This window comes from Allobosea sp. P5_A5, from assembly GCF_056400625.1.
In genome coordinates, this window is the sequence record NZ_JBFUKY010000002.1 from 461,417 (window position 1) to 477,407 (window position 15,991).

Here is a 15,991-nt window from a genome sequence, read left to right on the forward strand (position 1 = left end):
CCCATGCGCGTTTATTACGATCGTGATGCCGATATCAATCTGATCAAGGGCAAGAAGGTCTGCATCGTGGGCTACGGCTCGCAAGGCCATGCCCATGCGCTCAACCTGCGCGATTCCGGCGTGAAGGACATCATCATCGCGCTGAAGGCCGGCTCGGCCACGCGCAAGAAGGCCGAAGAGGCCGGCTTCAAGGTCCTGACCCCGTCGGAAGCCGCCAAGGAAGCCGATGTCATGATGATGCTGACCCCCGACGAGCTTCAGGGCGACATCTATCGCGACGAGCTTCACGGCAACATGAAGCAGGGCGCGGCGCTGCTGTTCGCGCACGGCCTCAACGTGCATTTCAACCTGATCGAGCCGCGCAAGGACCTCGACGTGCTGATGGTCGCCCCGAAGGGCCCCGGCCACACGGTGCGCTCCGAGTACCAGCGCGGCGGCGGCGTGCCGACCCTGATCGCGATCCACCAAGACGCGACCGGCAACGCCCATGACCTCGGCCTGTCCTACGCCTCGGCCAATGGCGGCGGCCGCGCCGGCATCATCGAGACCACCTTCAAGGAAGAGTGCGAGACCGATCTGTTCGGCGAACAGGTCGTGCTCTGCGGCGGCCTGGTCGAGCTGATCAAGGCTGGCTTCGAGACGCTGACCGAGGCTGGCTACGCTCCCGAGATGGCCTATTTCGAGTGTCTCCACGAGGTGAAGCTGATCGTCGACCTGATCTATGAAGGCGGCATCGCCAACATGAACTACTCGATCTCGAACACGGCCGAGTATGGCGAATACGTCACCGGCCCGCGCATCATCACCTCCGAGACCAAGGCGGAGATGAAGCGCGTGCTGACCGACATCCAGTCGGGCAAGTTCACTCGCGACTGGATGCTGGAGAACAAGGTCAACCAGACTTCGTTCAAGGCGACCCGCGCCCGCTACGCCGCCCACCCGATCGAGGAAGTCGGCGCCAAGCTCCGCGACATGATGCCGTGGATCAAGGCCAAGGCGCTCGTCGACAAGACAAAGAACTGAGCATCGACCCACGGTCTTTTGCCTGGCGACGGCCCGGCTGGCGCCGGGCCTTTCGGATCAAAGCCAAGGCGTTGGTCGACAAGACGAAGAACTGAGGGCTTCCGGGCCCGCTCGCTTCTGGAATCAACAGCCTCGCCCTGTGATTCCGGAAGCTGGCGCAGGAGATTGTTAAGGTTGACGAAACCTTGATTTTGAATAGGGCGGGTGCCATCGGCGCCCGCCCTATTCGTTTATGAAACCGACGCCGACGTTAACAAGTTCGGAACCGGCTCAGCATCCCGGCGTTGGCCTCTCAACGGAAGCAATCTGCGGGACGACGACGATGAGAGCGTATCGCGAGTTCAATACCATCGAAGCGAGGCATCGGGCTCCGCGTGCCAAGGCTGCGCCGAGGCCGACGCGGAGTGACTGGCCGCTTGCGGCGGCATTCTTTGGAACCATTGCATTCATGCTCATCGTCAACGCGCTTCTCAACGCTTTTCCAGGTTGAGTGACGGCCCGCAAGTTCGAACAGGATAGGAGGCCGCGATGACCACCGAGACCAAACAACGTGCCAGGGCACAAGGTGAGCTCCGCGACGGCGAGGCCATCGAGCCGATGCGCGCCGACGATCATACAAATGTGGATCCCGCTATCGAGACGCCCGTCGAGGGACGGCAGGGCTTTCTCGGTCGACCGGTGCTGATGGTTCTGCTCGGCGGCCTTGTGCTTGCGGCCGTAGCCTGGCTGATCGTCGATCTCGTCGCCTGAGGCCCTTGTCGAAAAGAATGCGTGACGTATCCGAGTTTGCCCACTGACCGGGGAGGCTGCCATGGAGCTGATGCGACTTCTTGAAACTCCGACAGTCGTCAGGATTGTCCTGGCGTTGTCTTTGGCGATGATGATGTCGATCGTGCTCGGGATCGTCTGAACGGCGGATATCTCCGAGCGATCATGGGCTAGCGCGTCATGAACGCCGCGATCTGCCCTGCGCCGTAAAGCAGGGCAAAGCCCCAGGCAAAAGACGCGATCCAATTCGCGATGTTGAATTGTAGCGCCGGCATCCGGACGATGCCGGCGACAATTGCGATAACAGCGCGCAGCGGCCCGAAGAAGTGGCCGATTAGGATGCTGGCGATCCCCCATTTCTCGAAGAAATCATGCCCGCGCCGGAGCATTTGCGGATTGTTGCGGAAGGGCCAGTAGTGGTCGACCTGCGGACCCAGAATGAGGCCGGCCCAGTAGGACACCATGAACCCGCTGCCGGCGCCGATGGAGGCGGCGAAGGCGAGGGGGATGAGGTTCAGCCCGGACGCTCCCGCCGCAGCGCCGAAAGCAGTGAAAAAAACGGTCGCAGGCACGAGCCAGGACAGGATCGCCACGCATTCCATGAAGGCGACGACGAAGACGATCGGAATCGCCCATTCCTGATGGGTGCGCATGAACTCCACGAGATCATGCATGAGCTGCTCAAGGCCGGCCATCGGTGCGCCTGATCCTTCCGGGGAAACGGTGCGGCATATGGCTGGGAGCCGCCGGACTTGGCAAGCGTGGGCTCTGCCTAACACGCGCTGTCGCTATCTCCGGCGCGCGCGCGCATCGCTTGCCGGCTTGCCTGCCCATCGCCTATGACTCCGCTCAACGATTGGACAGGCCGCCCTGTATGCGGCCCGCGGGGAAACGAGTTTCCATGGAGCTGCAAGATCGTCCGCGGCCGGCTGCAGAAGCCGTCGGTCAATCCATCTCGCCGGCTGTCACCCTGGGCGGTGTCGATATCACCTTTCACCTCGCCGATGGCGGCCGCTATCAGGCGGTGAAGGACATCGATCTGCAGGTTCGGCCGGGCGAATTCGTCTCGATCGTCGGGCCGACCGGCTGCGGCAAGTCCACGCTGCTCAATGCGGCGGCCGGGCTTCTCGCGCCCTCCAAAGGCAGCGTCGAGATCTTCGGCAAACCGCTTGCGGGGCTCAACCGACGCGCCGGTTACCTCTTCCAGCAGGATGCGCTGATGCCGTGGAAGACGGCGCTGGACAACGTCAAGGTCGCGCTGGAACCCATGGGTGTGTCCGACAAAGAGGCTGACACCCAGGCGCGCGAATGGCTGGCGCGGGTCGGCCTGCGCACCTTTGTTGACCGCTACCCGCATATGCTTTCGGGCGGGCAGCGCAAGCGCGTCAGCCTCGCGCAGATGCTGATCCGCAATCCGGAAATCCTGCTGATGGACGAGCCCTTCGGGCCGCTCGATGCGCAGACGCGGCAGATTATGGGGAATTTGCTGCTGGATCTCTGGTCGCGCGATCGCAAGGCCCTGATGTTCGTCACACATGATCTGGAAGAGGCGATCGCGCTGTCGGACCGGGTGGTGGTGATGTCGGCCGGGCCTGCCGCAGGGATAGTCGCCGACTACGCGGTCACGCTGCCGCGCCCACGCGACATTGCCGACATCCGGATGGACAAGGCCTTCCACGAGATCCATCGCGACATCTGGTCGTCGCTGCGCGTCGAGGTGCAGAAGGCCTATGCGATGGGCGAGGGCAAGGAACTCGTCGAAGGCACAGAACTGGCGCGGGGAACGGCCTGATGAAGCGCACGAAGCTTCTCGTCCTGCAGGCACTGGTGATGGTCGTCTTCCTGGCCGTCTGGCACCTTGCCACCACCACAAGCCTGTTCGGCGACATCAAGACGACTCAGTTCTTCTTCTCGACGCCCGGCGCGGTTCTGGCGCGTACGTTCAAGCAGCTGACCGGGGCCGACATCTATTATCACCTCGGCATCACGCTGACCGAGACGATCCTCGCCTTCGGCATCGGCTCTGCGGCGGGCATTTTCTTCGGCTTCACCTTTGCCCGCAACGATCTGCTGGCGGCGGTTTTCGACCCCTATATCAAGGCGGCCAACGCCTTGCCGCGCGTGGTGCTGGCACCGATCTTCGCACTCTGGTTCGGCCTAGGGATCTGGTCGAAGGTGGCGCTGGGCTTTACGCTGGTCTTCTTCATCGTGTTCTTCAATGTCTATCAGGGCGTGCGCGAGGTTTCGCCGACGATCCTCGCCAATGCCCGTATGCTCGGCATGAACGAGCGGCAGCTGTTCAAACACGTCTACTGGCCCTCCGCCCTGACCTGGATGTTCTCCTCGCTGCATACCTCGGTCGGCTTTGCGCTGGTTGGGGCGGTTGTCGGCGAATATCTCGGGTCCTCCGCCGGGCTTGGCTACAAGATCCATGAGGCGGAAAGCGTGTTCGACGTCACCGGTGTGTTTTCCGGCATGCTGATCCTGACGATCTTCGTGATCCTGATCGATGCGCTGGTGACGCTGGTCGAGCGGCGCCTGCTGGTCTGGCGCCCTGCGCAGAGTGCGACGACGACCACCTAACGACGGGGTGTCGCAGGTCCGCCGCTTCGCCTATCGTCCGTTTCAACGGTGCCCGCGAGAGGCGCCTTTCGCCACCGGAGGTCACGACCATGAAGCTCACCCGCCGCGACGCGCTGACCGCGCTTGCCGTTTCCGGCCTGGCCGGTCCGGTGTCCCTCCCAGCGTTTGCGCAGACCGCTGAAAAAGCCAACATCACGCTCGGCGTCGGCGGCAAGCCGCTGCTCTATTACCTCCCGCTCACGGTCGCGGAGAAGAAGGGCTACTTCAAGGAGCAGGGGCTGAACGTCGAGATCAACGATTTCGGTGGCGGCGCCAAGTCGCTACAGGCGCTCGTCGGCGGCTCGGTCGATGTCGTGACCGGCGCCTATGAGCACACCATCCGCATGCAGGCGAAGGGCCAGGACATCCGGGCCGTGATCGAGCTCGGCCGCTTCCCCGCCATCACCATCGCGGTCCGCAAGGACCTCGCCGACAAGGTGAAAAGCGCGGCCGACTTCAAGGGTCTGAAGATCGGCGTCACAGCGCCGGGCTCCTCGACGTCGCTGACGGCGCAGTATGCCATGGTCAAGGCGGGGCTGAAGGCCACCGATGCCGCCTTCATCGGCGTCGGTGCCGGGGCCAGCGCGGTCGCTGCGATCAAGCAAAAGCAGGTCGACGTGATCTCCCATCTCGACCCCGTTACCTCGAAGCTGGAGGCCGATGGCGACATCGTCGCGCTGATCGACACCCGGACCGAGGCCGGCACAAAGGCGCTGTTCGGCGGCTCGAACCCGGCCGCCGTGCTTTATCTCAAGAACGACTTTGCCGAAAAGAACCCGGTCACCACGCAGAAGCTGGTCAACGCTTTCATGAAGGCGCTGAAGTGGCTGGAGACCGCCAAGCCAGAGGAGGTCGCGGACCTCGTGCCCGAAGAATACCTGCTCGGAGACAGGCCGCTTTACGTCCGCGCGGTCAAGAACTCTCAGGAAGCCTATTCGCGCACCGGCATCGCCACGGCAGACGCAATGAAGAGCATGTACGACTCGCTGAAGCTGCTCGACCCGGAGCTGACGAGTTCCAATGTCGACCTGACGAAGACCTTCATCGATACGTTCGCCAAGAAGGCGCAGTCAGGGGCCTGAGGGCTTTTTGTTTTCCGGAAGCGCGCGTCATCCCGGGCTTTACCCGGGATGACGCGCTTATGCCTGCGCCGCCAGTGATCGCGGTCTCCACGGCTTTCGATTGGCGCCCAGCGCGGGAGACGCTAGGTTCCGGCTCTCGCTCGAACGCCCGTCTGGTCTGCCTCATGAATATTCTCTCCATCCAATCCCACGTCGCCTACGGGCATGTGGGCAATGCGTCTGCGGTGTTTCCCATGCAGCGGCTGGGTGTCGAGGTCTGGCCGATCCATACGGTGCAGTTCTCGAACCACACCGGCTATGGCGCCTGGAAAGGTCGCGTCTTCGACGGCGGCATGATCGACGAGGTCATGCAGGGCATCGGCGAGCGCGGCGTGCTGGCGGATTGCGACGGCGTGATCTCCGGCTATATGGGCTCCGCCGATATCGGCCACGCAGTTCTTTCGGCCGCCGCAGCCGTTCGCGCCGCCAATCCGAAAGCTCTGTATTGCTGCGACCCGGTGATCGGCGATGTCGGGCGCGGGGTCTTCGTGCGGCCGGGCATCCCCGAGTTCATGCGCGAGCAGGCGGTTCCCGCCGCCGACATCATGACACCCAACCAGTTCGAACTGGAATTGCTGACCGGTGTCACGGTCAAGACGGTGGCCGACGCGCATCGCGCGGTCGAGACGCTGCGCGATGCCGGCCCGAAGGTCGTGCTCGTGACCTCGCTCGTCACGGAGGAGACGCCCGACGATGCGATCGACCTGATGGCGGCGGACGAGGGCGGCAGTTGGCGGGTGCGCACGCCGAAGCTCGATGTCAGCGTCAACGGCGCGGGCGATGCGATCGCGGCGCTGTTCTTCACGCATTACCTGCGCGAGCGCTCGGCCGCCGCCGCGCTCGGCAAGGCGGCGTCCTCGATTTACGGATTGCTGAAGCGGACCAAGGAAGCCGGCTCGCGCGAGATTTTGATGGTCGCGGCGCAGGACGAATTCGTGACCCCGTCGCGCATCTTCGCGCCGGAAGCGATCTAGCGCCGCGCGGCGTTCGCGCGGCCTCGATCGCATTGGTTCCTCCACTTCTTTTTCGAAAGCCCGCCATGAAACGCCGTTTCGTCACGCTCGATGTCTTCACCACGCGCCGCCACGACGGCAATCCGCTTGCCGTCGTGCTGGAATCCGAGGGGCTGGACACCGAGGCGATGCAGGCGATCGCCCGCGAGTTCAACCTGTCGGAGACCGTCTTCGTGCTCCCGCCGGAGCGGCCCGAGCACCGCGCGGCGGTGCGCATCTTTACGCCGGGCATCGAGCTGCCTTTCGCCGGTCACCCCACGGTGGGCACGGCGGTGTGGCTTGCGCTGCATGACGATGCGGCAGGTCATCTGCCGGAAATGCTCGTGCTGGAGGAGAAGATCGGCGCCGTGTCCTGCGCGGTGGAGATTTCGAGCAACCGTCAGGGTCGCGCGGTCTTTACTTTGCCGCGCCTGCCTGAGCGGACGGGGGAGGCTGCGTCGGACATCGCACTGGCCGCCGCGCTTGGGCTTGACGCGGGGTCGATCGGCTTCGACCGACACAGGCCGTCCGCGTTCAGCGCTGGCGTGCCCTATCTGTGTGTGCCGCTGGCCTCGCGCGATGCCGTGACGAAGGCGTGGCCGAATATGGGCGTCTGGGGCGAGGCGTTCGGCCAGGGCGCGGCGTTCGTCTACAGCCGCGAGGTCGAGGAGGCCGGTCATCATTTCCACGCCCGCATGTTCGCGCCCAATCTCGGCCTGATCGAGGACCCGGCTACGGGATCGGCCGTGGCGGCTTTCGCCGGCGCGATCATGGCCTATGAGGCGCCGGCCGATGGCGACCACCGCTTCGTGATCGAACAGGGCTACGAGATGGGGCGGCCCTCGCAGATCACGCTTGAGATGAGCGTGCGCGGCGGCGTCCTCGCCTCGGCGCGGATCGGTGGTTCGGCTGTGCTGGTCAGCGAGGGCGTGCTGTTGTGAGCGACAGTGTCGTGGACGGCAGCATCGTCCAGCTCAGCCGCATCGAAGCTCGGATCGAGCCTTATGTCTGGGCTTACCAGCGCGACAACGCCGAGGCGATCGCCGCGCATTGGGCCGGGATCAGCGCCGGCAAGCCCGCGATGTTCAACGGGCGCGTGCTCCTGCAGCACCGTGCGGCGATCAGCGGCGATACCTTCGAAGCGGGTTACTTCGAGACGGATTACGCGGCATTCATGGCTTGGCGGGATGCCGGATTTCCCGGCCCGGAGATCCGCAACGGCTTTGCCATGGCGGCCTTGCGAACGAAGGACGGCGCCTTTCTGTGCGGGAAGATGGGTGAGCACACCGCCAATGCCGGAAAGGTCTATTTCGCTGCCGGCACGCCGGATCGCGACGATCTGCGCCCCGATGGATCGGTCGATCTTTCCGGCAGCGTCACGCGCGAGCTGAAAGAGGAGACCGGGCTGCATCTCGGCGATGTGACGTTCGGTGAGGGTTGGACGGCACTGATCGAGCGAGGGCGGGTCGCCTTTATGCGCCTGGTCGAGATCGACCTGCCGGCCGAGGCGGCGCGCGCGCTGATGCTGGAGCGGATGAAAACGCTGGCCGAGGAGGAGCTTTCCGACATCGTCATCATCCGCAATATGGCCGATACCGATCCGCACGACATGCCGCCCTTCATGCGCCGCTATCTCGCGCATATCTTCGGCGAACGCTGACCTAACGTTTTTGAAAGTCCGCTCATGACGACTGCCGCGACGACCTATCCCGAGGCTCTGCCGCTGCCGGCCGACAATCCGTTCGCCTCCCGCTGGGAGACGCCGTTTCGTCTGCCGCCTTTCGCCGCGATCAAGCCGGAGCATATCCGGGCGGCTTTCGATGCGGCCTTGGCCAAGCATAAGGACGAGATCGCGGCGATCGTCGCGGAGCCGGCCGAGCCTGGCTTCGCCAATACGATCGAGGCCTTGGAGCGGGCAGGGCGGGCGCTCTCGCGCGTCGGTGGCGTGTTCTACAATCTCACCGGCGCCGATACCAACGAGGCGCTGCAGGCGATCGAGCGCGAAATGTCGCCGCTGACCTCGCGTCATTGGTCGGCGGTGATGATGGATGAGGGCCTGTTCGCCCGCGTCGATGCGGTCAACGAACAGCGCGACACGCTCGGCCTCGATGCCGAGCAGGCCCGTCTGCTGGAGCGGACGCATAAGGGTTTTGTCCGCTCGGGCGCCAAGCTCGCCGCGGGCGACAAGACGAGGCTCTCCGCCATCAGCGAGCGGCTGGCGGCGCTGGGCACGCAGTTCAGTCAGAACGTGCTCAAGGATGAGTCCTCCTATGCGCTGTTCATCGCGGATGAGAGCGGGCTCGCAGGCCTGCCGGAGTTCGTCAGGGCGGCCATGGCGCGCGCGGCGGCCGACCGAGGCAAGCCCGGTCAACATGCGGTGACGCTCTCGCGCTCGATCATCGAGCCGTTCCTGACCTTTTCGACGCGTCGGGACCTGCGCGAGGAAGCCTTCATCGCCTGGAGCAAGCGCGGCCAGAATGGCGGAGAGAGCGACAACCGCGCCATCGTCGCCGAGATGGTGAAGCTGAGGGCGGAGAAGGCCAGGCTGCTCGGCTATCCGACCTTCGCACATTTCAAGCTCGACGATGCGATGGCGAAGACGCCCGAGCATGTGCGCGATCTGCTGGAACTGGTCTGGACGCCGGCCAAGGCGCGCGCGGCGCGTGAGGCCGCCGATCTCGCGGCGCTCGCCCAAAGCGAAGGCGAGAACGGGCCGATCCGCCCCTGGGATTGGCGCCACTACGCCGAAAAGGTCCGGCAGAAGACCTATGCGCTCGATGAAGCCGTGCTGAAGCCCTATCTCCAGCTCGACCGGATCCGGCAGGCGGCCTTCGACGTCGCCGGCAAGCTGTTCGGGCTCGCCTTCGCGGAGCGGCCCGATCTCGTCGGCTATCACCCGGATGTAACGATCTTCGAGGTGACGGAGGCGGCCAGCGGTCGGCATATCGGGCTGTTCGTCGGCGATTATTTTGCCCGCTCATCCAAGCGTTCGGGGGCCTGGATGAGCGCCTTTCGCGGGCAGCGGAACTTTGATGGCGAGACGCGGCCGATCATCGTCAATGTCTGCAACTTCGCCAAGCCGGCGGATGGCGAGCCGGCGCTGCTCTCGCTGGACGATGCCCGCACGCTGTTCCACGAATTCGGCCACGCACTGCACGGGCTCCTGTCCGACGTGACCTATGGTTCGCTTGCCGGCACGTCGGTGGCGCGCGATTTCGTCGAGCTGCCGTCGCAGCTCTATGAGCACTGGTTCATGACGCGCGAGGTGATGTCGGACTATTGCCGCCATGCCCAAACCGGCGAGCCGATCCCGGAAGCGCTGATCGACAAGATCAAGATGGCGCAGACCTTCAACCAGGGCTTCTCGACGGTGGAGTATACCTCCTCGGCGCTGGCCGACCTGGCCTTCCACTCGCTGGAGGCGCCGGCCGAAATCGATCCGATCGCCTTCGAGGCGGCGGAACTGGAACGCCTCGGCATGCCGGCCGAGATCACCATGCGCCATCGCACACCGCATTTCACGCATGTGTTCGCGGGCGACGGCTATTCGGCCGGCTATTACAGCTATCTCTGGTCGGAGGTGATGGACGCCGATGCCTTCGACGCCTTCACCGAGACGGGCGACCTCTACTCTCCGGAGGTCGCGGCGAAACTGAAGCGCTTCATCTATTCGGCAGGCGATACGCGGGATGCGGCCGAGGCCTACACGCTCTTTCGCGGGCGGCTGCCGACGCCGGATGCGCTGCTGCAGAAGCGCGGGCTGGCGGCGTAAAAACGACATGCGTCATTCTCGGGCGAAGCGGAGCTTCGACCCGAGACTCTCATGCCGAGAAAGTGCGGATTTCCGAGATGCTCGGGTCAAGCCCGAGCATGACGCCCGAAGACTATCCCGGATAGCCGAACTTCGTCTTGACGGCGTGGAGCTGGGCGAGCGCCGGACCCTCGCCGCCGGTCGAGCAGGTCGCCCGCGCGCGATCGAGGTCGGCGGTGGCGCGATCGTGCACGGGTTTCGTCGTGTGGCCGATGGCGACGTCGTTGTCGAGCACGGCCTGGAAGCGGGCGATCTCACCGGAGCAGCCGCTGCCGGTCGGCATGTGGAAGGTCGAGGGCGTGACGCCGGGTGCTGCCTGCTCGGGCGGCGGGGCGGGCGGGGCCGCCGCCATCTGCGTCTGGCAGCCGGCGAGCGCAAGGCCGAGGGCGGCGGTCATGAAAAGGGCGCGCATGGTCGTCTCCGGCTGGTTCGGGCGTGAGGATGACCGATTCCACCCTCGCGTCAATCGCGGCCGGTGAGCGGCAGGAAGGGCACCGCGACCGCAAACACCGCCGCCGCCAGCGCCGCGAGCCAGACGGCGCCGAGCCCGACGAACTGGTAGGCCACGGCGCCGTTGATGCAGCCGAGCAGAAGGCCGAGCCAGAGCAAGAAATGGCGCACCCATCCGAAGGGCGGGCCACCGGTCAGCGCGCTCGCGATTCGCTGGCCCATCTTCACCAGCGTGCCGGTCATGTATGTGAGCGGGATCGTGACCTCGCCGTCGCGCTGAAACACGCCATTCTCCGCGCCCATGGCGAAGGCAAGCCACACCGCGCCTGCGAAGCTCCAGCCGGCCATGTCCAGCAGCGCGGCGATGGCCAGCGCCAGCGCCACCAGCCAGAGCACGGCCGATTTGCGCCGCCTGCCGGCGAACTGCCCGACCAGCGAGCCGGCGACCACGCCGGAGACGAAGAGGGCTAGAATGGTCGCGACGGTGGCCATACCGCCCCCCTTCAGCCCGGCCGTCTCGATGCCGAGACGAGTGGTGTTGCCGCTCATGAAGGAGACGAAGAAACCGCCGAGGCTGATGAAGCCGATCGTGTCGATATAGCCGGCGAGGCCCGCCAGGCAGAAGGCCAGCCCGATGGCCCAGCGGTTGTAACGCGTCATGCCGCCCGTCTCCGCGCGATTCCGGCGCCATGTTTATTATGTGCTGCGGCAGAAAGATGGGGCAAGTGATAGGACACCATGCTCCCGCACTCCGCAGCCCTCATCCTGAGGAGCCGCGCTGGCGGCGTCTCGAAGGCCAGTCCGGTTTATTGTGGAGCTGCCTCCTGGAGCGTCCTTCGAGACGCGATCGGGCAGGATCGCTCCTCAGGACGAGGGCTCGCGAGGAGGTGGCCGGGCTATTGCCTGCGGGCCAGCTTGCGCGGCATCGCAGCTTCAGGTTACACATTCGGCAGGTTCACGAGGATCATCCTTGTCTCAGGCGTTCGCCCACAGCTGCCGCACCGACCGCGCCATCGCGCGGAATGCGGCCCTGTGCGCACGTCCGGCATCCTCGCTTCTCGGCCAGCTTCTCCTTAGCCGCCCCTGAGGGCCGGCCGGGCATTTTGCCTGGGCGCTCAGGGGAGTGACGAGAACCGCCGACTTCCGAACCCATGCGCTCGCCTTGCGAACTCCGCCGCGGCGCCGACACCGGACAAAATCCATGACCGATCCGATCCAGAACGGCTCTTCGCCAGCCGTGTCTCCCAAAGACCGCGTCCTGATCTTCGACACCACCTTGCGCGACGGCGAGCAGTGCCCCGGCGCCACCATGACCTTCGAGGAGAAGCTGGAAGTGGCGGACGCACTCGATGCCATGGGCGTCGACATCATCGAGGCCGGATTTCCAATCGCCTCCCAAGGCGATTTCGAAGCGGTCTCCGAGATCGCCCGCAGGCTGAAGCGCGCAAGCGTCGCCGGGCTGGCGCGTGCGATCGGCGCCGATATCGCGCGGGCAGGCGAGGCGGTTCGCCATGCGGCACGCCCGCGCATCCACACTTTCGTCTCGGTGTCTCCGATCCATCTCGAACATCAGATGCGCAAGAGCCAGCAGGAGGTGCTGGACATCATTGCCGCCACGGTGACGCAGGCGCGCAATCTGGTCGAGGATGTCGAATGGTCGGGAATGGATTCGACGCGCACGCCGATCGAGTATCTGTGCCGTGCCGTCGAGGCGGCGATCAAGGCCGGCGCGACCACGATCAACCTGCCGGATACGGTCGGCTATGCGACGCCAGCCGAGTATCGCGCCATGTTCGAGGCGGTCCGCGCGCGGGTCCCGAACGCCGACAAGGCGATCTTCTCGGCCCATTGCCACAATGATCTGGGGCTTGCCGTCGCCAATTCGCTGGCGGCGATCGAGGGCGGGGCGCGGCAGGTCGAATGCACGGTCAACGGCATCGGCGAGCGTGCCGGCAACGCGGCGCTGGAAGAGATCGTGATGGCGCTGAAGGTGCGTGGCGATGTGCTGCCTTACGAGACTGGTGTCGAAACCACGCAATTGATGCGCGTCTCGAAGGCGGTCTCTTCCGCCTGCTCCTTCCCGGTGCAGTACAACAAGGCGATCGTCGGCCGGAACGCCTTCGCCCATGAAAGCGGCATCCATCAGGACGGCATGCTGAAGAACCAGTCGACCTACGAGATCATGACGCCCGCCTCGGTCGGCGTCACCAAGACCTCGTTGGTGATGGGCAAGCATTCCGGCCGGGCCGCGTTCCGCTCCAAGCTGAAGGAGATGGGTTACGAGCTGGGCGACAACCAGCTGGAGGATGCTTTTACGCGCTTCAAAGCGCTCGCCGACCGCAAGAAGCATGTCTATGACGAGGATATCGAGGCGTTGGTCGACGAGAATATCGCCACCGCGCATGATCGCATCCGCCTGGAATCGCTGACGGTGATCGCCGGCACGCGCGGGCCGCAGCGCGCGACCATGCGGCTCTCCGTCGATGGGCGCTTCGTCACCGAGGAGGCCGAGGGCAACGGGCCGATCGACGCGGTGTTCAACGCGATCAAGGCGATCGTGCCGCATGAGGCGGTGCTGGAACTGTACGACGTTCACGCCGTGACGGAGGAAACCGATGCGCAGGCCGAGGTTACAGTGCGGCTCTCGCGAGACGGGGCCGTGACCGGGCGCGGGGCCGACCCCGATACGCTCGTCGCTTCCGCCAAGGCCTATCTGGCGGCGCTGAACAAGCTGGTTGCGCGTGGAACGCGGCAGCACGCTCAAGCGGCGGAGTAAAGCTGGTCGTCCCTTCTCCCCTTGCGGGAGAAGGTGGCCCGCAAGGGCCGGATGAGGGGTCACGCTATCCTTCATCGTAGGCCGTTCGCCAACGATCGACGTTGAGCGACCCCTCACCCTATCCCCTCTCCCGCAAGGGGAGAGGGGATAGGGCCCGGCCGTCACCGCCATTTTGAGCGCAATCACCGACACCCTATTCAATTCCGGTGGATGACCGCGCCGCCATCTGGCGCTGGCCCCGCTCTTGCCTTCATCTGCGTTTCCGGAGCGGCGCCCCCGTGCGGCCGCGTGGGGAGCGATCGCGATGGGCTATTTTCCGAACTGGACGCTGAAGACCTCCGGCGCCGTGATGCCGGACGAGCGGATGCCGGGCGGCCAGACTGCCGTGGCGGGGCTGCAGCATGTCGTGGCGATGTTCGGCTCGACCGTGCTCGCGCCTGTGCTGATGGGCTTCGATCCCAATGTCGCGATCTTCTTTTCCGGCATTGCGACTTTGCTGTTCTTCATCATCACACGCGGACAATTGCCGAGCTATCTCGGCTCCTCCTTCGCCTTCATCGGCGTGGTCATCGCCGCCACCGGCTATGCCGGCTCCGGGCCCAATCTGAACATCGGCGTCGCGCTTGGCGGAATCATCGCCTGCGGCGCGGTTTACGCACTGATCGGTGTCGTCGTTCAGGCCGTCGGCACCCGCTGGATCGAGGCGCTGCTGCCGCCCGTCGTAACCGGCGCGGTGGTTGCCGCAATCGGCCTCAACCTCACCTCGGTCGCGATCGGCATGATCTCGGCCAGCCCCTATACCAAGTGGATCGCGCTGTTCACGGTGGTCGCGGTGGCGTTGATCGCGGTCTATGGGCGCGGGCTGGTGCAGCGGTTGCCGATCCTGATCGGCGGGCTCGCGGCCTATGTTCTGTACGCCGTGACCGCGTCTTCCTTCGGCGCGCCAGTAATCGATTTCAGCAAGATCGGCGCAGCCGCCTGGTTCGGTCTGCCGCATTTCACCGCGCCGGTCTTCGAGCTCAAGGCGATGACGCTGATCGTGCCGGTGGCGATCATCCTGGTCGCGGAAAATCTCGGCCATATCAAAGGCATCGCCGTGATGACCGGCCGCAGCTTCGACCACATGATCGGGCGCGGTTTCATTGCGGACGGCATCGGGACGATGATCGCGGGTTCCGGGGGCGGCACCGGTGTCACCACCTATGCCGAGAACATGGGCGTGATGGCGGTGACGCGGGTCTATTCGACACTGGTCTTCGTCGCGGCCGGCGTCATCGCCGTGCTGCTCGGCTTCTCACCCAAGTTCGGCGCGGTGATCGGCACGATCCCGGTTGCGGTGCTCGGCGGTCTTGCCGTCGTCGTCTTCGGCCTGATCGCCGCGACGGCGGGGCGGATCTGGGTCGAGGCTCAGGTGGATTTCTCCCAGCCGAAAAACCTGATCACGGTCGCGACCGCGCTCATCCTCGGCGCAGGCGATCTCAAGCTTCCGATCTTCGGCTATGAGCTCGCCGGTATCGGTACGGCGACCTTCGGCGCCATCGCGTTGTATCACCTGCTCAACCGTCGCGCGGCTTGACGGTTTTCCGGACGAAAGCGGCGCTGTCGTCAGATTTCTGTCGCAGACGGGTGGACAGGGCAGGGGGGCTTTGCTACACGCCCCCTGCCTGACGCGGACGACATCGCGGCGACGGCGACGCTTCGTGGCGTATGGGTGATTAGCTCAGTTGGTAGAGCAGCTGACTCTTAATCAGCGGGTCGTAGGTTCGAGCCCTACATCACCCACCACGGACCTTTCCAAACAATGTTGACGCGGTTTTCAGTAGCCGCCATCCGGGACTGGATGAGGTCCGGCTCGCGCCTTCATGCTGGCTGTCCGGTCGGTCGGGTGGATAGCGCATGATGATGGAACAGCTTTCAGGTGCGGTTGAACCCCTGCTGCGGCTTGTGCTCGGCACGTCAGCCGGCCTCGCCATCGGCCTGCAGCGCACGATCCGTCACAAGGGTGTCGGTCTGCGCACCTTCGGCATCGTCGGCCTCGGCACGGCCGTGGCGGCGAGCTTGTTCAGCGACACGCTGCATCCGGATGCGGCGAGCCGCGTGGTGCAGGGTGTGCTGACCGGCATCGGTTTTCTCGGAGCGGGCCTGATCATCCGGCGCAGTGACGATCTCGTCGCGCACGGATTGACGACCGCCGCCGCGATCTGGGTGACCGCGACGCTCGGTTGTGCGGCCGGGCTGGGGCATTGGCCGATCGCGGTGACGGCGACACTGCTCGCGCTGGCCCTGCTCTTCCTCGACCATTCGCTGGAGAGCCGGCTGCAGCGCCGCTTTCCACTGCCGAAGGATGACGAGCCGGGACCGATGGGATCCTGATCGCCTCAGACGACGAACCTTCCGTGGTCTGCGACGTTCCTTGCACAGGAGGGTC

Annotated in this window: 15 protein-coding genes and 1 tRNA gene; 13 read left to right on the top strand and 3 right to left on the bottom strand. The window is 65.0% G+C overall.

The genetic code is table 11. The features are described 5' to 3' along the window. Positions 1–3 precede the first annotated feature (3 nt). Complete coding sequence (ilvC, locus tag AC1DR6_RS05835) at positions 4–1,023, top strand: ketol-acid reductoisomerase (protein ID WP_476828237.1); 1,020 nt, start codon at positions 4–6, stop codon at positions 1,021–1,023. 528 nt (positions 1,024–1,551) lie between these two features. Continuing rightward, positions 1,552–1,773, top strand: a complete 222-nt coding sequence (locus tag AC1DR6_RS05840; RefSeq protein WP_476828238.1) for a hypothetical protein — start codon at positions 1,552–1,554, stop codon at positions 1,771–1,773. A 188-nt stretch (positions 1,774–1,961) separates the two neighbouring features. Here AC1DR6_RS05840 and AC1DR6_RS05845 read toward each other — a convergent pair whose 3' ends face one another. After that, positions 1,962–2,486: a DedA family protein gene (locus AC1DR6_RS05845; protein WP_476828239.1), complete on the bottom strand. Its 525-nt coding sequence runs from the start codon at positions 2,484–2,486 to the stop codon at positions 1,962–1,964. A 206-nt stretch (positions 2,487–2,692) separates the two neighbouring features. Between AC1DR6_RS05845 and AC1DR6_RS05850 the strand changes: the two genes are divergently transcribed. The 7 genes from AC1DR6_RS05850 to AC1DR6_RS05880 all read left to right on the top strand — a co-directional run bounded on the left by AC1DR6_RS05850 (position 2,693) and on the right by AC1DR6_RS05880 (position 10,298). Then, positions 2,693–3,583, top strand: coding sequence for an ABC transporter ATP-binding protein (locus tag AC1DR6_RS05850; protein WP_476828240.1), 891 nt, complete (start codon positions 2,693–2,695; stop codon positions 3,581–3,583). After that, complete coding sequence (locus AC1DR6_RS05855) at positions 3,583–4,374, top strand: ABC transporter permease (RefSeq protein ID WP_476828241.1); 792 nt, start codon at positions 3,583–3,585, stop codon at positions 4,372–4,374. The genes AC1DR6_RS05850 and AC1DR6_RS05855 overlap by 1 nt, the downstream gene beginning before the upstream one ends. Before the next feature lie 89 nt (positions 4,375–4,463). Continuing rightward, a complete protein-coding gene (locus tag AC1DR6_RS05860) occupies positions 4,464–5,495 on the top strand; it encodes an ABC transporter substrate-binding protein (RefSeq protein ID WP_476828242.1) in 1,032 nt (343 codons plus the stop codon). A 164-nt stretch (positions 5,496–5,659) separates the two neighbouring features. Next, positions 5,660–6,508, top strand: coding sequence for a pyridoxal kinase PdxY (gene pdxY / locus AC1DR6_RS05865; RefSeq protein WP_476828243.1), 849 nt, complete (start codon positions 5,660–5,662; stop codon positions 6,506–6,508). Positions 6,509–6,573: 65 nt separating this feature from the next. After that, positions 6,574–7,467 (top strand): PhzF family phenazine biosynthesis protein, encoded by an 894-nt coding sequence (locus tag AC1DR6_RS05870; RefSeq protein WP_476828244.1) that lies wholly within the window; start codon positions 6,574–6,576, stop codon positions 7,465–7,467. Continuing rightward, on the top strand, positions 7,464–8,186 hold the full coding sequence (locus tag AC1DR6_RS05875) for an NUDIX hydrolase (protein ID WP_476828245.1): 723 nt from the start codon (positions 7,464–7,466) through the stop codon (positions 8,184–8,186). The genes AC1DR6_RS05870 and AC1DR6_RS05875 overlap by 4 nt, the downstream gene beginning before the upstream one ends. Before the next feature lie 24 nt (positions 8,187–8,210). Continuing rightward, positions 8,211–10,298 carry a M3 family metallopeptidase gene (locus tag AC1DR6_RS05880; RefSeq protein ID WP_476828246.1) on the top strand — a complete coding sequence of 696 codons (2,088 nt, stop codon included), beginning with the start codon at positions 8,211–8,213 and terminating at the stop codon, positions 10,296–10,298. Between the two features lie 112 nt (positions 10,299–10,410). Here the strand turns inward: AC1DR6_RS05880 and AC1DR6_RS05885 are convergent, their stop codons facing one another. Then, a complete protein-coding gene (locus AC1DR6_RS05885) occupies positions 10,411–10,749 on the bottom strand; it encodes a hypothetical protein (RefSeq protein ID WP_476828247.1) in 339 nt (112 codons plus the stop codon). Between the two features lie 50 nt (positions 10,750–10,799). Continuing rightward, positions 10,800–11,447 (bottom strand): YoaK family protein, encoded by a 648-nt coding sequence (locus AC1DR6_RS05890; protein ID WP_476828248.1) that lies wholly within the window; start codon positions 11,445–11,447, stop codon positions 10,800–10,802. A 541-nt stretch (positions 11,448–11,988) separates the two neighbouring features. Between AC1DR6_RS05890 and AC1DR6_RS05895 the strand changes: the two genes are divergently transcribed. The 4 genes from AC1DR6_RS05895 to AC1DR6_RS05910 all read left to right on the top strand — a co-directional run bounded on the left by AC1DR6_RS05895 (position 11,989) and on the right by AC1DR6_RS05910 (position 15,936). Continuing rightward, positions 11,989–13,563 (top strand): 2-isopropylmalate synthase, encoded by a 1,575-nt coding sequence (locus AC1DR6_RS05895; RefSeq protein WP_476828249.1) that lies wholly within the window; start codon positions 11,989–11,991, stop codon positions 13,561–13,563. 304 nt (positions 13,564–13,867) lie between these two features. Continuing rightward, positions 13,868–15,139, top strand: a complete 1,272-nt coding sequence (locus AC1DR6_RS05900) for a solute carrier family 23 protein (protein WP_476828250.1) — start codon at positions 13,868–13,870, stop codon at positions 15,137–15,139. 133 nt (positions 15,140–15,272) lie between these two features. Further along, positions 15,273–15,348: transfer RNA gene (locus AC1DR6_RS05905), tRNA-Lys, on the top strand. Positions 15,349–15,459: 111 nt separating this feature from the next. Next, a complete protein-coding gene (locus tag AC1DR6_RS05910) occupies positions 15,460–15,936 on the top strand; it encodes an MgtC/SapB family protein (protein ID WP_476828251.1) in 477 nt (158 codons plus the stop codon). Positions 15,937–15,991 lie beyond the last annotated feature (55 nt).

Coding starts and splice junctions, on each gene's coding strand:
- ilvC (WP_476828237.1), top strand. CDS start 4: ATGCGCGTTTATTACGATCGTGATGCCGATATCAATCTGATCAAGGGC.
- AC1DR6_RS05840 (WP_476828238.1), top strand. CDS start 1,552: ATGACCACCGAGACCAAACAACGTGCCAGGGCACAAGGTGAGCTCCGC.
- AC1DR6_RS05845 (WP_476828239.1), bottom strand. CDS start 2,486: ATGGCCGGCCTTGAGCAGCTCATGCATGATCTCGTGGAGTTCATGCGC.
- AC1DR6_RS05850 (WP_476828240.1), top strand. CDS start 2,693: ATGGAGCTGCAAGATCGTCCGCGGCCGGCTGCAGAAGCCGTCGGTCAA.
- AC1DR6_RS05855 (WP_476828241.1), top strand. CDS start 3,583: ATGAAGCGCACGAAGCTTCTCGTCCTGCAGGCACTGGTGATGGTCGTC.
- AC1DR6_RS05860 (WP_476828242.1), top strand. CDS start 4,464: ATGAAGCTCACCCGCCGCGACGCGCTGACCGCGCTTGCCGTTTCCGGC.
- pdxY (WP_476828243.1), top strand. CDS start 5,660: ATGAATATTCTCTCCATCCAATCCCACGTCGCCTACGGGCATGTGGGC.
- AC1DR6_RS05870 (WP_476828244.1), top strand. CDS start 6,574: ATGAAACGCCGTTTCGTCACGCTCGATGTCTTCACCACGCGCCGCCAC.
- AC1DR6_RS05880 (WP_476828246.1), top strand. CDS start 8,211: ATGACGACTGCCGCGACGACCTATCCCGAGGCTCTGCCGCTGCCGGCC.
- AC1DR6_RS05885 (WP_476828247.1), bottom strand. CDS start 10,749: ATGCGCGCCCTTTTCATGACCGCCGCCCTCGGCCTTGCGCTCGCCGGC.
- AC1DR6_RS05890 (WP_476828248.1), bottom strand. CDS start 11,447: ATGACGCGTTACAACCGCTGGGCCATCGGGCTGGCCTTCTGCCTGGCG.
- AC1DR6_RS05895 (WP_476828249.1), top strand. CDS start 11,989: ATGACCGATCCGATCCAGAACGGCTCTTCGCCAGCCGTGTCTCCCAAA.
- AC1DR6_RS05900 (WP_476828250.1), top strand. CDS start 13,868: ATGGGCTATTTTCCGAACTGGACGCTGAAGACCTCCGGCGCCGTGATG.
- AC1DR6_RS05910 (WP_476828251.1), top strand. CDS start 15,460: ATGATGATGGAACAGCTTTCAGGTGCGGTTGAACCCCTGCTGCGGCTT.